Here is a 19149-nt window from a genome sequence, read left to right as displayed (position 1 = left end):
TATGTTGAACGTACGTTTTATAGTGAAGATGCTAGGGGTGATGTTCATCCTTGAGACTTTTTTTATGCTGGCTGCTACTGTCGTAGCCTTCCTTTATCGGGGGAGTGATGTCTATCCGCTTCTTATTTCAAGCGGAATCTTATTCGGGACCGGTTTTTTGTTCTACTCTATGGGCTTTAAGGCGAATGAACACTCGGCCGGCCGGCGGGAAGGAATGTTGATCGTGACATTGACTTGGATTTTATTCTCTTTATTTGGAATGTTACCATTCTATATTGGAGGATATATAGATAATGTGACCGATGCCTTTTTCGAGACCATGTCCGGATTTACGACTACAGGCTCTACTATTTTAACGAATATAGAGGCGTTGCCTAAAGGTATCTTATTCTGGCGGAGTCTTACACAGTGGCAGGGAGGTATCGGTATGGTCGTATTCACCGTGGCTTTGATGCCTATTTTCGGAGGTGGTGCCTCGCAGATGTTTGATGCCGAAACGCCCGGTATAACCCATGAACGTTTTCGTCCTCGTATTACGCAAGTCGCTAAACGCCTGTGGGGGGTGTATGTTTTTCTGACACTTTTTTTAGTCGGCCTTTTATGGGCTGGTCCGATGAATTTGTATGATGCGGTAAATCATGCGTTCACGGCTATATCTACTGGTGGATATTCAACCAAAAACGCAAGTATCGCTTATTGGAATTCCTCTTATATAGAGTATGTAATAACTATTTTCATGTTTATCGGAGCTACCAATATGACATTGGTTTATTTCTGTTTTAATGGAAATGTGAAGAAATTGATTAAAGATGAGGAGTTCCGCTGGTTTTTCTTTTTTGTTTTAAGCGCTATTATCGTTGTCATGGTGTGGATCTTGTACCTTGGATTCGCCTCGGATGTAGAGAATGCGTTCCGTAAGGCGGCTTTCCAAGTGGTGACCTTGGTTTCTACCTGTGGATTCGCTACGGATGACTATATTCCTTGGGGACCGTTTTTCTGGTTTATCGCATTGATCTTGATGTTTATTTGTGGATGCGCCGGATCTACTTGCGGTGGCTTGAAGATGGGACGCTTCGTTATTTTAACGAAGAATCTCTCCAATGAATTTAAGAAACAGACACATCCCCATGCGGTGATTCCAGTACGAATGAACGGGCATGTCGTATCTGGTGATATCGTACACCGTGTGTTAGCTTTTGTGTTCGCTTATATTACGTTAATCGTGGTGAGTTGTTTGGCTTTATCTTTGGATGGGATGGGATTTTCGGAGGCGATTGGTGCCGCTGTTTCTGCTATAAGTAACGTAGGGCCCGGCTTGGGAACGCTTGGTCCGGTAAGTAATTTTGCGGATGTCCCCACGGTGTCGAAATGGTTTCTGTCTTTTTTGATGTTAACAGGGCGTCTGGAGATATTTACGGTATTAACGATATTAGTCCCCGGTTTTTGGAAACAGTAAAATTATTGAAAATGAAAAGTATACAGGTCATTGCTAGTCTGCTGTGTGGTATTCTGTATTGTGGGATTTCTTTAAATGCCCAGAATGTATTGAAAGCAACGGGTTGGATGCCAGAGCACACATTTACTTCCGGAATAGAAGGTCCGGCTGTAGATAGCGAAGGAAATTTATATGCCGTAAATTATAAGAAAGAAGAGACGATCGGTATTGTACGCCCAGATGGTAGCCATGGCTGTTTTCTCGTTTTGCCGGAAGGATCTACCGGGAATAGTATCCGCTTCGGGAAAGACGGAAATATGTACGTGGCGGATTATACAGGGCATAATATCTTAAAAGTGGATATGAAATCTAAGAAGATCAGCGTATTCGCTCATGAGCCAAAGATGAATCAACCAAACGATATTGTATTTGCCCCCAATGGAAATATGTATGCGAGTGACCCGGATTGGCCGAATCAAAAAGGCCAACTTTGGTTGATTACCCCGGATGCGAAAGTCTCCTTATTGGAGACGAATATGGGAACGACTAATGGCATCGCTGTGAGTGAGGATGGTAAACGCTTGTACGTTAATGAATCTGCCCAATTAAAAGTCTGGGTATATGATATATGCCTGGATGGTACTTTAAGGAATAAACGTCTATTTCATACTTTTGAGGGGTACGGTATGGATGGTATGAAGTGTGACGAGAAAGGAAATCTTTATATTTGCCGTTATGATAAGGGTACTATAGCTTTGTTAAATCCGCAAGGAGATTTAGTTGAAGAGATTCAATTGACAGGAAAACAGCCGTCTAACTTAACATTTGGAGGACCTGATCATCGTCAATGTTATGTGACATTGCAGGATCGGGGTTGTTTTGAAACCTTTAAGGTTCCTTATCCGGGAAAAGAATGGTAACCCGATATACGTTTTTGATTAATTTTGCGTTATAATAGGTACGGAATATTAAAAAGATATATAGATGATAGAATATATAAAGGGTGAAATCGTGGAACTTACACCTACACGTATGATTTTGGAGTGTGGTGGTATAGGCTACGAGCTGAATATATCCTTGAATACATATAGTGCGTTTGGGAACAAGACTACCGGAAAAATATATATATATGAGGTAATCCGGGAAGATGCTCATTTACTATTTGGCTTTGCCGAGAAAATCGAAAGGGAGTTGTTCCTTTTGCTTACTTCCGTTTCTGGAGTGGGACCGAATACCGCACGCATGATCCTTTCTTCTCTACCGCCATCCGAATTGGTTCAAGTGATCGGTTCGAAGAATGAGGCCGCATTGACTGCCGTGAAAGGGATTGGTTTGAAGACGGCCCAGCGTATCTTGGTAGATTTGAAAAATAAGGTGAAACCTATGGAGAGTATGGCCGGAAACTTGCCGGAGGCATCAATCTCTAATGGAGCGGTAACCGAGGAGGCCGTAGCCGCATTGGTTATGTTGGGTTTCCAGAAAGCGGCTTCGCAAAAAGCGGTATCCGCTATTTTGAAAGGCTCGCCCACTTTAGCTGTGGAACAAGTAATTAAAACTGCGCTTAGAATGCTTTGATAATTGACAATTGAGGATTAACGATTAACAATTGACAATTAAATGAGAAAATGAGAAAACGAATACTGAAATATTCCATATGGATCGTTGTATTATTGTTTGGTGTCGGCTTGTATTCGCTGAATGCTGATTACCTTGCGTATACATCATCTTTGCCGGAATTGGAGTTGCTGGAAGCTCCGGAGGATACGATTCCTCCCCGTTATCCGGTAGCTAAAACTACACCGGAGGAATATCAAGATATCGTGAAACAATCACCTGCCGATTTGCGTGATCCGGAGAATGTCAAGACTACGATTGAGTATGATTTAAAGACGAATACGTATATTGTCCGTACGAAATTAGGCGATATGGAGATTGGTACGCCGATGAGTTTAACCCCAGCGGAATACCAAGATTATTCTATGCAACAATCACTTCGTTCCTATTTCCGCCAAAAGAACGAGGAAGAATTCCAAAAAGCTACGAATAAACAGTTCAACTTAACCGATATGCAGTTTAATATCGGTGCGGCGGAACGTATTTTCGGCCCCGGTGGAGTACGTGTAAGAACACAAGGTTCGGCCGAGATCACGATGGGATTGAAGACGAATAAGAATAATGATCCTTCTCTTCCGGAGCGTTCCCGTAAACGTACTTTCTTCAATTTTGACGAGAGTGTGCAGTTGAATGTACAAGCCTCGGTGGGTAGCAAGGTGAATTTCGGAATGAATTACAATACCGAGACCTCTTTTGATTTCGATTCCAAAAAATTGAAGTTGGCGTATACAGGCGAGGAGGATGAGATTATCAAGTCGTTAGAAGCCGGTAACGTGAGCATGAATACCAGCAATTCCTTGATTAATGGAGGTGCGGCTTTATTTGGTATGAAAGCGGATTTACAATTTGGTAAGTTGCGAGTGAACGCCTTGTTTGCCCAGCAGGAATCTGAATCCAAGACGGTTAGCTCAAAAGGGGGCGTGCAGACGAAGCCCTTTGAGATCAAGGTGGATGAATACGACGAGAACCGTCACTTCTTCTTGGGCCATTATTTCTATGATAACTACGATAAGTTTATGGAGTCTTTGCCTACCGTCACCTCCGGTATCGAGATCTCTAAGATAGAAGTGTGGGTGACCAATAAACGAGGTAATTATGACCAGTCCCGCAATATCGTAGCTTTCACCGATTTGGGAGAAAATGAATCTCGTAATATCGGTAATACTGCGTTGGTGATGCCTTCCGGAACGGACAGACGTCCGAATAATTCCGCAAACAATTTATATACGACTTTAACCACTCAATTTACGGATGCCCGAAAGATAAGTATGGTTAATGATGCGTTGAAAGGCTCCATGGAGGGAGGACGGGATTTTGAAAAAATCGAGAGTGCCCGTTTGCTAGAGTCATCTGAGTATACATTAAACAAGAAATTGGGTTATATTTCTTTGAGGACTCAGTTACAGGCTGATGAGGTATTGGGTGTCGCTTTTAGTTTTATCTATAATGGCAAGACCTATCAAGTCGGTGAGTTCTCTACGGATAATAAAGAGAATACGAGTGACTGTATTTATGTGAAGTTGCTAAAGGGTATCACGATGTCGCCGGATATGATGTTCTGGGACTTGATGATGAAGAACGTATACTCATTGGGTGCTTATTCGGTGCAGAAAGAGAAGTTTAAGTTGAACGTTACCTACCAGAGCGATTCTACCGGTACGTATGTAAACTATCTTCCGGAAGGTAATTGTGCGAATCAAATCTTGATTCGGGTATTAGGGCTGGATCGCTTGGATACCTATGACAATCCGAATCCGGATGGTTTCTTCGATTTTATTGACGGTTATACGATACAGGCGGAGACCGGTAAGATTATATTCCCTTGTGTACAACCTTTCGGCTCGAAATTACGGGAAAAGGTAGGTAATGCCTATGCCAGTAAATATGTATTCCAAGAGTTGTATGACTCGACATTAACTGTTGCTCGCCAGATCGCCGAGAAAAATAAATTTCTTTTAAGTGGTGAGTATAAAGCCTCGTCGGGTTCGGAGATCGACTTGGGAGCTACTAACGTGGCCCGTGGATCCGTACGTGTCACGGCAGGAGGAGCTACACTGACCGAGAATGTGGATTATACGGTAGATTACAGTTTAGGACGTGTGACGATCTTGAATGAGAGCATCATATCGAGTGGGACACCCGTTAGCGTATCTCTGGAGAACCAGTCTACTTTTAATATGCAGCGAAAGACGATGATCGGGTTAGACTTGAATTACCAGTTCAATAAGGACTTCATGGTCGGTGCCACGGTTATGCATATGTCGGAAATGCCTCTTACGGTAAAAACCACTTTGGGAGATGAGTCTATAAAGAATACTTTATGGGGCTTGAATACCTCTTATAAAGCCGAGAGCCAGTGGTTGACAAATGTATTTGATAAGTTACCCTTGTTGACATTGACCAAACCTAGCCAAATCTCATTCAATGCGGAATTCGCTCATTTAATAGCGGGACATTATGAGAATCAATATACGGGTGGTTACTCTTATTTGGATGACTTCGAGTCTACACAAAGTGGTATGGATCTTTTGAACCCGTATGCTTGGAACTTGGCGAGTACCCCCTATGAAGATTCGAATCCTAAATTTCCGGAAGCGGAGAAGGTGAACGATATCGCTTATGGTAAAAACAGAGCTTTGTTGGCTTGGTATACGGTAGACGGAATCTTCACACGGAAGAGTTCCTCTTCCCGCCCTCGACATCTTACGAATGATGATTTATCGAATCATTACACCCGTGGAGTCAGTTATAAAGAGATCTTCCCGAATAAAGAGTTGGGAACCAATGATAATACGACTTTGCCTGTATTAAACCTCGCTTTTTACCCGAATGAGCGTGGTCCGTATAACCTGGATGCGGAAAATGTAAACTCGGACGGTACGTTGGGTAATCCGGAAAAACGTTGGGGTGGTGTAATGCGCAAGATCGAGCCTAGCGATTTGGAATCTGCCAATTATGAATATATCGAATTCTGGCTTTTAGACCCGTATCTTGAGGACGAGACAGCCGAGGGTGGTGACCTATACTTTAACTTGGGTGAGATTTCCGAGGATATCTTGAAAGATGAGCGGAAATTCTTTGAGAATGGTATGCCCGTGGACGGTGATATGTCGAAAGTTGATACGACTGTTTGGGGTAAGGTGCCTCGCACGCAAAGTACGGGATATGCGTTTGATGCCCAAAATCGTGAGCTGCAAGATGTCGGTTTGAACGGTCTTTCTACGGAGGAAGAGCAAATTTTCCCTACGTATGCGGATTATTTGAATAAATTGAGGGCGAAACTATCCGGTGAGACAATCTCTAAGATGATGGATGATCCGTTTTCTCCTTTTAACGATCCTGCCGGGGATAATTATCACTATTTCCGTGGGGATGATTACGATGCTAAGGAGTTGGATATCTTATCTCGCTATAAACGATATAACGGTACAGAGGGAAACTCACAAGAATCCGATCAAAGATATGCTACAGCCGGAAAGAGTACACCGGATGTGGAAGATATCAATGGCGATAATACGTTGAATGAGACAGAGAAATATTTTGAGTACAAGATCTCTCTCCGTCCAAAAGATTTGCAGGTCGGTGTAAACAACATCGTCGATGAGCGTACTCCGGAAGTAACCTTAATGAATGGTGATAAGGAGAAAGTAAAATGGTATCTATTTAAGATTCCTATTAAAGATTATGAGAAGAGGGTTGGAGCGATCCGGGATTTCAAGACAGTCCGTTTCATGCGTATGTATATGACAGGATTCCGTAAGTCTACGGTTCTGCGTTTCGGTACCTTGGAATTGGTTCGTGGTGATTGGCGTACTTATACGCAGGATTTGTCAAATCCTCTTATTCCGCCAAAGTCTGATGGACAGATCGTCGTATCTTCTGTAAATATAGAGGAGAACGGGCAGCGTCAGCCGGTCAACTATGTGTTGCCTCCGGGTATCAGCCGTATGTTCGATTCCAGCCAGCCTCAGTTGCTTCAACAGAACGAGCAGGCATTGTCTATGAAAATAACGGATTTATCTCCTGCGGATGCACGTGCGGTTTATAAATCTACCGCTTATGACCTTCGCCGGTATAAACGATTACAAATGTTCGCTCATGCGGAAGCGCCGATTGATGAGAGCAAGACTTTGTCGAATGGTGATTTCTCTGTATTTATTCGTTTAGGTTCTGACTATAAGAATAATTATTATGAGTATGAGGTGCCTTTGGATCTGACTCCCCATAGTACTATTCTTTATAATACGAACAATAGTGCGGATCAAGAAAAAGTATGGCCTTTAAATAATACCTTGAATTTTAAACTGGAGACTCTAACCGACTTGAAGTTGGAGCGAAATAAATTGAAACGTCAAGGACAGGGAAATATAAGCTACCAAAAGGTTTATTCGAAAAATGATCCGGATAATACGCGTAATAAAATCAGTATCATCGGTAACCCTAGCTTAGCGGAGGTGAAAGTGATCATGATCGGCGTACGTAATAATACGGGTGATATCAAGAGCGGTGAGGTTTGGGTAAACGAACTTCGTATGACCGATTTCGACGAGAAAGGCGGTTGGGCCGCTAATGCGAATCTGAACGTCGCTTTATCCGATTTGGGTACGGTCAATGTAAGTGGACGAATGGAAACCGCTGGTTTCGGTGCGTTGGATCAGTCGCTGGCCGAACGTCGGATGGATGATTATTCGCAATATAGTGTGGCGACCTCGATTGAGTTGGGTAAGTTGTTCCCTGAGAAAGCAAAGGTTAGCATACCTTTTTACTATGCTTATTCGAAAGAGACTACAACTCCTGAGTATGATCCGTTGAATGAGGATATTAAGCTTTCGGACGCTTTGGATGCGGTAGAGACCCAAGCCGAGAAAGACTCCATCAAGAGTTATTCTTTGAATCAGACCACTATTAAGAGCGTCTCTTTCAATAACGTAAAGGTAGATATCCGTAGCAAGAACCCGATGCCGTATGATCCGGCGAACTTCTCGTTAGGTTACTCTTATAGCCAGAACAGTAAGAAGAACCCGGAGACCGAATATGAGACAACCAAGGATTACCGGGGTAATTTCGCTTATAATTATACGCCTTACGTGAAACCGTTCCGACCCTTCGAGAAGCTGAAGAAGAATAATGGATATACGAAATATATCAAGCAATTCGGACTGAATTACGTTCCGTCGAATATTAGTTTCCAGACGGCGATGATGCGGAATTACTATGAGATTAAGCTAAGGGATTTGACAAGTTCTACGGATGGAGGTAACCAGTTGCTCTCATTCAGTCACAATTTCTTGTGGGACCGTGCCTTCAGTTTGCGTTGGGACTTTACGAATAATCTGAGCATGACGTTTACTTCCGGTACGAATGCCCGTATCGAGGAACCGAATGTTCAAGTGAATAAGAAATTGAATCCGGATGATTATCAGGTATGGAAGGATTCCGTGAAGCAAAGTATCCGTGATTTGGGTACTCCTTTGAAATATGACCAAACGTTTAATGTCACTTGGAATATGCCATTGCAATTCATACCGGCATTAGACTGGGTAAATAGTTCATTGACTTATAATGCCACGTACAACTGGGATCGTGGAGCCAATGTCGCTAGTATTGAGTTGGAACAGGGTAATATAATAAAGAACCAACGTCAATTTGACTGGCAGGGTAGTTTCAATTTGCAGTCATTGTACAATAAGAATAAATATCTGAAGAAGATCAACCAGAAATTTATGGCCTCTTCCCGGGTAAGCGCTCGTCAACCGGAGAAAAAGAAGAAAGAGGTGAAACTAGAGAAAGAGATTCAATTGAGCCCGGATAGTGGAACGATCGTGCAGCATGGAATGTTTACGAAGAAGGTTCGTATCACGGCACGTGGAGCGGATGGGAAGGTCTATTCAATTAAATATAAGCCGATCAATTATGCCCAAGTCATGATCTTGAATAAAGATACGGCTCATTTGAAGCTGACAATTGTGCCTGGTCCTCAGCCTTTGGAGGGAACTTTAACAAAAGTAGCTGAATATAGTAGCCGTTTCTTGATGATGGTACGTCGGGTAAACATACAATATTCGTTGGTAGACGGTATGATGTTGAGTGGTTACGCTCCGGAGGTTGGTGATATGTTCGGGCAACGGCGTACAGGAACTTTGGCTCCGGGACTCGGTTTTGCCTTTGGAGCGGTAAGAAGGAGCTTTATCGACGAGGCGGACGAGCGGGGCTGGCTGGTAAAGAATGAGAATATGACGACTCCCGCCATGATCAATAGCGCGAAGAATCTTACGATTCGTGCGAATCTAGAACCTATAGCCGGCTTGAAGATTGATTTGAACGCAAACCGGGTAGATACCCGTAGTACCGATATCTATTATATGCAAGACGGTATGCCCGAGCAGATGGGAGGTAGCTTTACGATGACGACGATTGCCTTGGGTAGCGCTTTCGGCGGTAGCGGAAACGCTAATAACGGTTATTCCTCGAAAGCGTTCGATAAATTTATCGCTCACCGTAGCGTGATCGCCCAGCGCTTGGCGGATACATATTCCGGTACGGTTTATCCGAGTTCCGGTTTTATGGCGGGGCATGCTTTAGCCGGAAAACCTTATGATCCAGCCGTAGGGGGAGGTGTAAGTCTGAATTCCATGGAGGTATTGGTGCCTGCTTTCTTGGCGGCTTATACAGGCAAGGACCCAAATAAGGTAGGTCTGTCAGCTTTCCCGTCCATTAAGAGTCTGCTACCGAACTGGCGTGTTACGTATGATGGCTTGATCCGTATACCGGTTATCCGCAAATACTTTAAGAGCATGATGTTGAGTCATCAATATCGTTGTTCCTATAGCGTAGGTGCGTTTTCCTCCTTCTTGGATTGGGTAGATGCCGGGCAGGATGGTTTGGGATATATCCGTGATATCCAAACCGGTAATCCTACGCCATCGTCTCCTTATGATATAGCGGCTGTGAGTATCACGGAAGGATTCAGCCCGTTGTTTGGTGTAGACGCTACTTTATTGAATAATATAACCGGTAAGTTTGAGTTGCGCAAGACTCGTAACTTAAGCCTGAATATTTCCTCTTACCAATTGGTGGAAGCGCTTTCCAACGAATTCGTGATAGGAGTAGGATATAAGTTGACTGAGTTTAACAAGGTGTTGAAAATGAAAAAGACACGGGACTTCAGTAATGATCTTACGATCCGCTTAGATTTCTCTTACCGTAAAATGCAATCGTTGATCCGTAAGATAGAGGATCAGTTTACGCAGGCTACCAGCGGGAATATCGCCAAGACCATCCAGTTCTCTGCGGATTACGGGTTAAGTCGTGCCTTGACATTGAGAGCGTTCTATGATTTACAGATCAATGAGCCGATCGTGTCCACATCTTCTTACCCGACATCGAACTCGAACTATGGTATTAGTTTACGGTTCTCCTTAGCGCAATAAAAAGAGTATAGTCTATTTACAGGACTTCTTGGTCTGTTTTTAAATACCTGTCTAGCGGTATGGAATAAACCTTTATATTTGTGCGAAATATAATTTGGATATGAAGAATACTTACAAATTGATATTATTTCTTCTCTTGATAACCCAAGCCTCTTTCGGCCAAGACGTGAAAGGGTATATTAAGGATGCGGAGAGCAAGGAAGCTTTAGCCGGGGTAAACGTTTTTTATAAGGACAAAGGGGGTACGAGAGGAACTGTGTCTGATATAAACGGTTATTATGAGCTGAAAGTGACGGATGGCGACGCTGTATTGACTTTTAGCTATCTGGGATATGAAACGTTGAGCGTTCCCGTGAAAGTAGATCCGGGAGAGTTCTTGACACGTGACGTATCCTTACGAACAAGCTCAAACATGATGGACGAGGTCGTCGTGAGCGTCGGGCGTTATGAGCAAAAGCTAAGCGATATTACCGTCTCTATGGAATTATTGAAAGCGAAAGATATCACTCGTCAGTCTCCGAAAGATTTAACGGATGTACTGAAGAATATCTCCGGAGTGGACGTAACGGACCGGCAACCTTCCGTACGCGGTGGTACGGGATGGACCTATGGCGTGGGTAGCCGTTGCTTGATTCTGGTGGACGGAATGTCGGTGCTAACTCCGGGTTCCGGCGAGATAAACTGGAATATGATCCCGATGGAGAACGTCGATCAAGTAGAGGTACTGAAAGGGGCCTCTTCCGTATTATATGGCTCTTCTGCGTTGAATGGTCTGATCCATGTGAAAACGAAACGCCCCGGATTAGATCCGGTAACACAGGTGAACGTACAAGGAGGATTGTATGGGAAGCCACGCCAAGACGGGACGCCTTTATATGGAGGGTTGGATCTCTCTCATTCCCGTAGGATCAAGAATTTTGATTTGACAGTGGGGGCTAATACATTCTTGGACGACGGGTATCGGCAGGATAATTACAACCGCCGTGTCCGGGTCGGTGGGAATCTTACGTATCACGATCCCCGGGTACAAGGGTTGAACTATGGTGTGAACGTGAATTACTTGTATAACGATTATACAGGTTTCTTTATCTGGCGTTCTCCGGAGGAACCCTATATTCAATCTCCGCTGGCGAATATGGGACGCCGTGAGAATACATTTTATATAGATCCCTTCTTGAATTATACGAATTCGGAAAAAGGGACGACTCATCGTTTCAAGGGGCGTTTCTTCCATCGGGGAAGCCGTATCATCACGCATACCACGGATAAGTCTCTTTTTGACATAACGAATAATATGGGTTTTGATATCTCATCTGTTCCGGAGATTATCAATATGGCGCAAAACTGGCAAACCGAGTTATTGCCGACCTTCTTACCGTATTTGCCGGAGGTGATGAACGGGAAGGTGAGCGGATTGATGGGTGAATTGGGCAAGCTGGGAAATCATTTTTTCCCGACAGCTACCTCGGCGGATTATATGGACTTGATTTCTTGGGTGATGGGACGTACTCCGCTACCCGATAAGAATAACGTAGGGGCTTGGTTGGTAGATGCCATGAAGCCGGTGGAGAAAAAGGCGCCGGAGGCTACGGATCATACTTATTCCTATAATCTGGATTACCAATTCAGCAAGAAGTTCGATCATTCACAACTCACGGTTGGAGGTACTTATGAGCGTATTCATGCGGATTCGAAAGTGACCGGGCAGCATAGTAGCGATAATGTGGCTACCTTCCTGCAATATGATCATAAATTTATCGATCGTTTGAACGTCTCGGTCGGTGTTCGTCTGGAGTATTACCGGGTCGATGATTTCTACAGGGAAGCGGAGACGAAGATTTTCGGGGCGAAGGTTCCGATAAAACCTGTTTTCCGTGGAGGCTTGAATTATGAGTTGGGTGAGTATAGTTTTATCCGGGCATCTTTCGGACAGGGATACCGTTATCCATCCGTTACGGAGAAGTTTATCCTGAAGGATATCGGAGGTGTGGGAGCTTTCCCGAACGCTGAATTGAAAGCGGAGCAAGGTTATAATGCCGAACTTGGTTTCAAGCAAGGTTATAAGTTCGGCAATTTGAAAGGCTTTATCGATGTGGCCGGCTTTTATACCCGTTACAAGGATATGATCGAGTTCCGTTTCGGCCTGTTTAATAATAAGACCTTCGATTATATCGATGGGCTTTCCAAGTTGTTCAATGCGTTCTCTAGCGGCGACGGCTTAGGAATCGGCGCTCAGTTCACGAACGTAGGCCGGGCGGAGATTTATGGGGTAGACTTGTCTACCTCGGGTGTGTATGAGTTTAACCGTGATACTCGTCTGGCATATACTTTGGGGTATGTTTATACGAATCCGATCGATATGGACGTGGATTCACGGAACGCGGAGGAGGAAGCGAATGATGACTTAATGGCGATGCGTTCGAAATCGAATGACAGCAAGTATTTAAAATATCGCCAGAAACATTCCGTAAAGGGGGTATTCGATCTGGAATGGAAACGGTTTAATATCGGAACGAATATGTCATGGAAAAGCAAGACATTGGCGGTCGATTATTTTATGGTCGATGAGCGTATGAAAGCGGAGCCTAACCTGATGGATTATATGCGTTCGATGCTATTCGGAAACTTACATGATTATTGGGCAGAGAACAATAAAGGATATTTCGTCATGGATATGCGTGTCGGGATGAAAGTGACGAAGAATATCCATGTACAAGGACTGGTGAACAACCTCTTAAACAAGCGCTATAGCGCTCGCCCGATGGATGTCGGCGCACCCCGGACTTTCATCCTGCAAGTGGGAGCCAATTTCTGACAATTCACCCAGTTGTAGAGACGGAGCGTGCTCCGTCTCATCCCCTCACAACATATGATAACTTTTCAACTCATTTCGTAAACGAATCGCTTGATTGTCCGTCACCTTATCCATCAGTTTCCAGAACCTTTCGCTATGGTTCATCTCTATCGTATGGCAAAGCTCATGCAATAATACATAATTCACCAAATGCCAAGGAAGAAGCATTAATGATTGCGAGAGATTAATGCTCTTCTTCATTGTACAACTTCCCCAATGCGTTTTGCTATTATTGATTTTCACCCCGGTCAACATAAATCCATGTTGCCTTGCCAATAGCGTGATACGTTCCGGCAACAACCGTTTCGCCTCGTGGCGGAGCGCCTTCTCCAGCATGGATTTCAGTAAGGATTGCACCTCTTCCTCTTCGAAACGAGTCTCATTCGGACAAGCGATATGCAGTACCCCATCCTCCAATCTCATGTAGAAATTACTTCGCTCGGTGCGGAAGATATGCAAGCGGAATGTCGTAGCCTGTAACTCCGATCTTTCGTCGAGCAGGGGCCGGGCCGGATACTTCTGGAGCGCTTTTACCAGCCGGGCCTTGTTCTCCATGATAAAAGCGATCATACGTTTCTCGTCTCCCCCGGGTGGCATCGTGGCGGTTATCTTTCCTTTTGATATCTTGAGCGTGTATCGAGTGGCCCGGGGAGTGGTACGGAGCGTTATGACTCCCAAATCCTTGTCTTGTATATTCTTTTCCATTCCTGCCACAAAAGTAATACATTGAGAGAAACAATAATACGATGGAATTGATTATCTTCGCGATCGTAAAGGTTAAAAACATAATCAATATAATAAATTAGCAATCATGAGCAAAAAAGCACTTTTAATTATCTGTGATGGTTGGGGAATTGGTGACAAAGGTAAAGACGACGTGATCTTTAACACGCCGACTCCATATTGGGACGAGTTATTGAAAACTTATCCAGCCTCACAGTTGCAGGCTTCTGGCGAGAACGTTGGTTTGCCTGACGGACAAATGGGTAACTCTGAGGTGGGCCACTTGAACATCGGTGCTGGCCGTATCGTTTACCAAGATTTGGTGAAGATCAACATCGCTTGCCGCGAGAATACGATCATGGAGAACCCGGAGATCAAACGTGCTTATAGCTACGCGAAAGAGAATAATAAGCAGATCCACTTCATGGGCTTGGTTTCTGATGGTGGCGTGCATAGCTCTTTGGAGCATTTAATGAAACTGACGGATATCGCCAAGGAATACGGAATCAGCAAGGCTTATGTACATTGCTTCATGGATGGCCGTGATACGGACCCTAAGAGTGGTAAAGGCTTTATCGAGACGTTGGAGAATCATCTGAAGACTACCGGCGGTAAGATCGCTTCTATCATCGGACGTTATTACGCTATGGACCGTGACAAACGTTGGGAACGTGTGAAAGAGGCTTACGACTTATTGGTCGAAGGTAAGGGTAAGCAAGCCGAGTGCATGGTAAAAGCGATGGAAGAGTCGTACGCCGAGGGTGTAACGGACGAGTTCATCAAGCCGATCGTTCACGTTGAGAACGGAAAGCCGGTTGCTGTTATCGAGGAAGGCGATGTCGTGATCTTCTTCAACTATCGTAACGACCGTGCGAAAGAGCTTACGGTTGTATTGACTCAGCAAGATATGCCGGAGGCTGGTATGCATACGATCCCGGGCTTGCAATATTTCTGTATGACTCCGTACGACGCTAGCTTCAAGGGTGTTCATATCTTGTTCGACAAAGAGAACGTAAATAATACGCTGGGTGAGTTCTTGGCAAACGTAGGTAAGACTCAGTTGCATATCGCCGAGACAGAGAAATACGCTCACGTGACTTTCTTCTTCAACGGTGGCCGCGAGACTCCGTTCGATAGCGAGGAGCGTATCTTGGTCCCTTCTCCTAAAGTGGCTACTTACGACTTAAAACCGGAAATGAGCGCTTTCGAGGTGAAAGATAAATTGGTGGACGCTATCAATACGAAGAAATTCGATTTCATCGTAGTGAACTACGCCAACGGTGATATGGTAGGCCATACGGGTATCTACAAAGCGATCGAGAAAGCGGTCGTAACGATCGACGCTTGCTTGCACGATACGGTTGAGGCCGCTAAAGCCAACGACTATGAGGTAATCATCATTGCTGACCATGGTAATGCGGATCACGCCTTGAACGAGGATGGCACTCCGAATACGGCTCACTCCTTGAACCCTGTTCCATTCGTTTATGTGACAGCCAACAAGGACGCTAAAGTAGAGGATGGTATCTTGGCCGATGTGGCTCCTTCAATCCTTCACATCTTGGGCTTGAAACAGCCGAAGGAGATGACTGGTAAGTCATTGATTAAATAAGAGCTAGGCGCATCTTATGATCCAGATAGATGACACTTTAGTAAGTCTTGACGTTATCGAGCGTTATTTTTTATGTGATCTTTCCAAATGTAAGGGGGTATGCTGCGTGGAAGGAGATTCCGGCGCTCCATTAGAGGATTCGGAGTTGGCGAAGCTCCAGAAAGTATTGCCCATTATTTGGGATGATTTATCCCCGAAAGCTCAAGAGGTCATTCATAAGCAAGGCGTAGCTTATATCGATGAGGAAGGCGATACGGTTACCTCTATCGTGAACGGCAAAGATTGTGTCTTTACCTGTTACGACGCCGATGGTACTTGTAAATGCGCTATCGAGAAAGCATACCGGGAAGGTAAGACGGATTTCTATAAGCCTGTTTCTTGCCATCTTTACCCGATACGTGTCACTCAGCATCGGGATTTCAAGGCCGTGAACTATCATCGCTGGAGCGTTTGTAAGGCAGCGGAGATCTTAGGAAAGAAAGAGCAATTGCCGGTTTATAAGTTCCTCAAGGAGCCCTTGATCCGTAAGTTCGGCCAGGCTTGGTATAAGGCCTTGGAAGAGTGTGCGGAGGAATGGAAGAAGCAGCGTGAGGAGTAGCTTTTAGATCGTTTATAAATATAAAAAATCCCTTCAGTCTCTCCCTTTGATAACTATACGTTAAAAACGGATGGAGGCTGAAGGGATTTTGTTTTATAGTCGCTCTATTTCCTCAAGGGAAAGGCCGGTGCATTTTTGGATGATAAGAGGGGTTATTCCCTCGGCTTTCATATTACGTGCCGTAGATTCTTTCCCTTTTTGCAGTCCTTCTTGCAATCCTTTTTGCAATCCTTTTTGCAATCCTTTTTCCATGCCTTCTTCCATCCCTTTTTTCATGCCTTTCTCAACGGCGAAGTCCAAGGTGTTATAATAATCATTATACATCTTCCACTCCGCCTCGTACTGCGCCCGTTGTTTGGGGGTGAGGTTCGCCATGGATCCGATGCGTTCCAACCGCTCGAATATGGCCTTGCGTGCCTTGAAAGGCATTCTGTCTAATGTATCCATATGCTTTAGTACATAAATCCAACGTTCAAAATCAGTCTCGCATTCTTCCTCCTCTTTGTTGAATCGAGGAAGCTCAATATAGATCTGGCGGAACTTGGGGTTGAATACCTGTCCGTTCTCCCGATCCGCCAATATGATGTCCCTTCGGAATTTACCCTCCTTCCCGTTTTGGTCTGACCCGTTCTCTTCGTCGAGCGTGAAGTTCAAGAAGAATACTCCGTACACGGCCGCCAGCTCATAGTCCCATGTACCCTTTATACCCTGTTCCACCACCGAGTGCGAGAGGTAGTATAAGGCCCTGTCCTTGAAGTGGGGCTGTTCCCTGTTCTGCATCTCGATTATGATCCGTTCGCCCTTGTCGGTCTCGCAATGGATATCGAAGATGACCTTCCTTCCTTGCTCTGTCTCGGGCAATCGCTCATTGTTCATGATCCTCAGGTCCATGATAGTATGCTCCCCTTCGAGGAGGTCGTTCAGGAACTCGATTAAAATGTCCTTGTCCATTTCCCTGCCGAATATGTGCTTGAAGCCGAAATCGGTGAAGGGGTTGATAAATTTTCCCATAGTGTTTATAGGTTTTAGTGATTAATAGGATATAGATGGCTCTTTTCCATCTTTGGCGATAAAGATACGATTTTTATTATATGGGGCATTCATTTAGGCTTTAAAAAAACACGTACGTGTTTTCAGAGGGGTATGATGCGGTCGTTATAGGAGTGGTCTTGGAAGATCTGTCTGTCATGTGAATGGGTGTTTTGTTGGCTTTTTGCTTGATATATACCGTATATTGTGACGGTTGCTTTTCGTTAGGCTCTCCATCTAGCGGCTAAGGGATGGTAATATGTGCATATACTGCGGCTATCGCATTACGAACCGTGGATGATTATTTCATAATATGTACGTTAGGAATACAAATGGTAATTTTCTCTGTAATGTTTAGATCTTGTGGGAAGTAAACACTACAAGCAAAATTCCCCCGGGCTTTCTGCTCCGGAGGGAATGAAGCCCTTTTGCCTGTGAGGGTGGAGTGGGTTTGTTATTATTAACACTTTAATATGCAAATGTATATTGTTGAATATTCATTTGCATATTATCTTTGTGACGTTATCATGATGACGCTTGAAGGGCTAAAGGCTCGGATGGAAGAACTAATAGGCCAATTAGAATTCCATTCCCGTTTCTACGACATGATCTTGGCCGAAGACATGGCGAATGAAACGGAACTACTTGAAGCGATTGACGAGATGCTTGATGAGTACATTGATTTGAGCGAACAAATCAAGAAGCTTCAAGGTTGAACAGAGGAGGAAGCTCGACTTCGGGTTTCCTCTATCTGATCACTTTATAAAAATAGGAGATATAAATATGAATGCGGAAGAAAAATTAAATAGCTTGATAGCGGAGTATCGTTTATTAAAGACAGAAGAAGAAAAAAAAGGCTTTGATGAAAAAATGCGACATACTTTATCCGAGATATCTCCGGAAGAACGTAAGAAATTTCGTAACGCATTTCTTATCTCAGCCAGACAGACATTAGCCAAAGCAAAGGAACTGAAAGAAGAGGCTGAAATCAAACTCTTATTGAATGGCGTAGATAATTATCTATCTCTCTCTCAAATAGCCCAAGATTATTTTGGTAAAAGCCGTAGCTGGCTTTACCAACGTATCAATGGAGCTATCGTCAACGGCAAACCCGCACAGTTTACGCCAGAGGAACGGCAACAGTTGTCCAATGCCTTATTAGCTATTAGTGAACGCATAAAGGATACAGCCTTAAAGCTAAAGGTGGGTTAATGAGGCTTTCCGCGTCAAATGTAAGCCATAGCTTATTTGAAAATACGGGAAACATGTGCCTGTACAGGCCCTGATAACCAAGAAACGGGTACTTTCATTGGTTGTTGAGTGAATAACTAGCGGCTGTACCTAGCTGCTAACTAACGGCTTGGGAGGTGAATAACTAATCACTTGGAAAGCCTTTTTATACCGGAACCAACAAGGTCTTCTCAGTGGCTTTGGGATGCGGTTCAGTTATCTTGCGGGGCTTTTCTATGTCGATTATTCTGTTGTAGCCCTTGCGGATGGATGGTAAGCGAAGCGGCGATAATCATGACAGTTTGTACGAAACAAGGCTGTTTGTTTGACATACCTCTTCTTTGGTGAAGTCTAACTAGAGAGAAGAAATAGGTGAAAAGGGCCTTTTTGTCTCTTATTTATAGGTAAAAGGTCGCTTTTCCGGTGAGAAAGGTGGTGTTTGCCTACGCAAATATATGCGTTAGCCGACGCAACCGTATGTTTTAGCCGACATAACCGTATGTATTAGGTGATACATACGGTAGTAATCCCTATCGCATACGATAGAAATAGCCTTCACATACGGATGAATTACAGATTTTAGCCTTAAGAATATGAATTAGGATGAATAATTTTCGCCAGAAT

Annotated in this window: 11 protein-coding genes; 9 read left to right on the top strand and 2 right to left on the bottom strand. The window is 44.1% G+C overall.

Annotated features, from left to right (window positions below; genetic code table 11):
* Position 1 precedes the first annotated feature (1 nt).
* The 5 genes from DW033_RS12540 (at position 2) to DW033_RS12520 (ending at position 13294) form a co-directional block, all read left to right on the top strand.
* Positions 2-1456: a TrkH family potassium uptake protein gene (locus DW033_RS12540; RefSeq protein WP_005861045.1), complete on the top strand. Its 1455-nt coding sequence runs from the start codon at positions 2-4 to the stop codon at positions 1454-1456.
* Between the two features lie 11 nt (positions 1457-1467).
* Positions 1468-2355: an SMP-30/gluconolactonase/LRE family protein gene (locus DW033_RS12535; protein WP_122382789.1), complete on the top strand. Its 888-nt coding sequence runs from the start codon at positions 1468-1470 to the stop codon at positions 2353-2355.
* Positions 2356-2419: 64 nt separating this feature from the next.
* Positions 2420-3010: a Holliday junction branch migration protein RuvA gene (ruvA, locus tag DW033_RS12530; protein ID WP_008773941.1), complete on the top strand. Its 591-nt coding sequence runs from the start codon at positions 2420-2422 to the stop codon at positions 3008-3010.
* 50 nt (positions 3011-3060) lie between these two features.
* On the top strand, positions 3061-10479 hold the full coding sequence (sprA, locus tag DW033_RS12525; RefSeq protein ID WP_048927901.1) for a cell surface protein SprA: 7419 nt from the start codon (positions 3061-3063) through the stop codon (positions 10477-10479).
* Between the two features lie 100 nt (positions 10480-10579).
* A complete protein-coding gene (locus tag DW033_RS12520) occupies positions 10580-13294 on the top strand; it encodes a TonB-dependent receptor (RefSeq protein ID WP_122382788.1) in 2715 nt (904 codons plus the stop codon).
* A 45-nt stretch (positions 13295-13339) separates the two neighbouring features.
* On the opposite strand, the gene DW033_RS12515 is transcribed toward DW033_RS12520, so the two are convergent.
* Positions 13340-14038: a M48 family metallopeptidase gene (locus DW033_RS12515; protein ID WP_005866661.1), complete on the bottom strand. Its 699-nt coding sequence runs from the start codon at positions 14036-14038 to the stop codon at positions 13340-13342.
* Positions 14039-14144: 106 nt separating this feature from the next.
* Between DW033_RS12515 and gpmI the strand changes: the two genes are divergently transcribed.
* Positions 14145-15668, top strand: a complete 1524-nt coding sequence (gene gpmI, locus DW033_RS12510) for a 2,3-bisphosphoglycerate-independent phosphoglycerate mutase (protein WP_122382787.1) — start codon at positions 14145-14147, stop codon at positions 15666-15668.
* Positions 15669-15684: 16 nt separating this feature from the next.
* Entirely contained in the window at positions 15685-16266 is a 582-nt protein-coding gene (locus DW033_RS12505; RefSeq protein ID WP_122382786.1) for a DUF3109 family protein, read from the top strand.
* Between the two features lie 93 nt (positions 16267-16359).
* On the opposite strand, the gene DW033_RS12500 is transcribed toward DW033_RS12505, so the two are convergent.
* Positions 16360-17277, bottom strand: coding sequence for an Rpn family recombination-promoting nuclease/putative transposase (locus DW033_RS12500; RefSeq protein ID WP_122382785.1), 918 nt, complete (start codon positions 17275-17277; stop codon positions 16360-16362).
* Positions 17278-17822: 545 nt separating this feature from the next.
* Between DW033_RS12500 and DW033_RS12495 the strand changes: the two genes are divergently transcribed.
* Complete coding sequence (locus DW033_RS12495) at positions 17823-18011, top strand: diguanylate cyclase (RefSeq protein ID WP_129984389.1); 189 nt, start codon at positions 17823-17825, stop codon at positions 18009-18011.
* A gap of 67 nt (positions 18012-18078) precedes the next feature.
* A complete protein-coding gene (locus DW033_RS12490) occupies positions 18079-18507 on the top strand; it encodes a DUF5053 domain-containing protein (RefSeq protein WP_048927907.1) in 429 nt (142 codons plus the stop codon).
* The last annotated feature ends 642 nt before the right edge of the window (positions 18508-19149 follow it).

The organism is Parabacteroides sp. AF39-10AC (assembly GCF_003635405.1).
Lineage (GTDB): Bacteria > Bacteroidota > Bacteroidia > Bacteroidales > Tannerellaceae > Parabacteroides > Parabacteroides distasonis.
The sequence above is the reverse complement of the archived record's forward strand: the minus strand, read 5'-3'. Positions and strand labels throughout refer to the sequence as shown.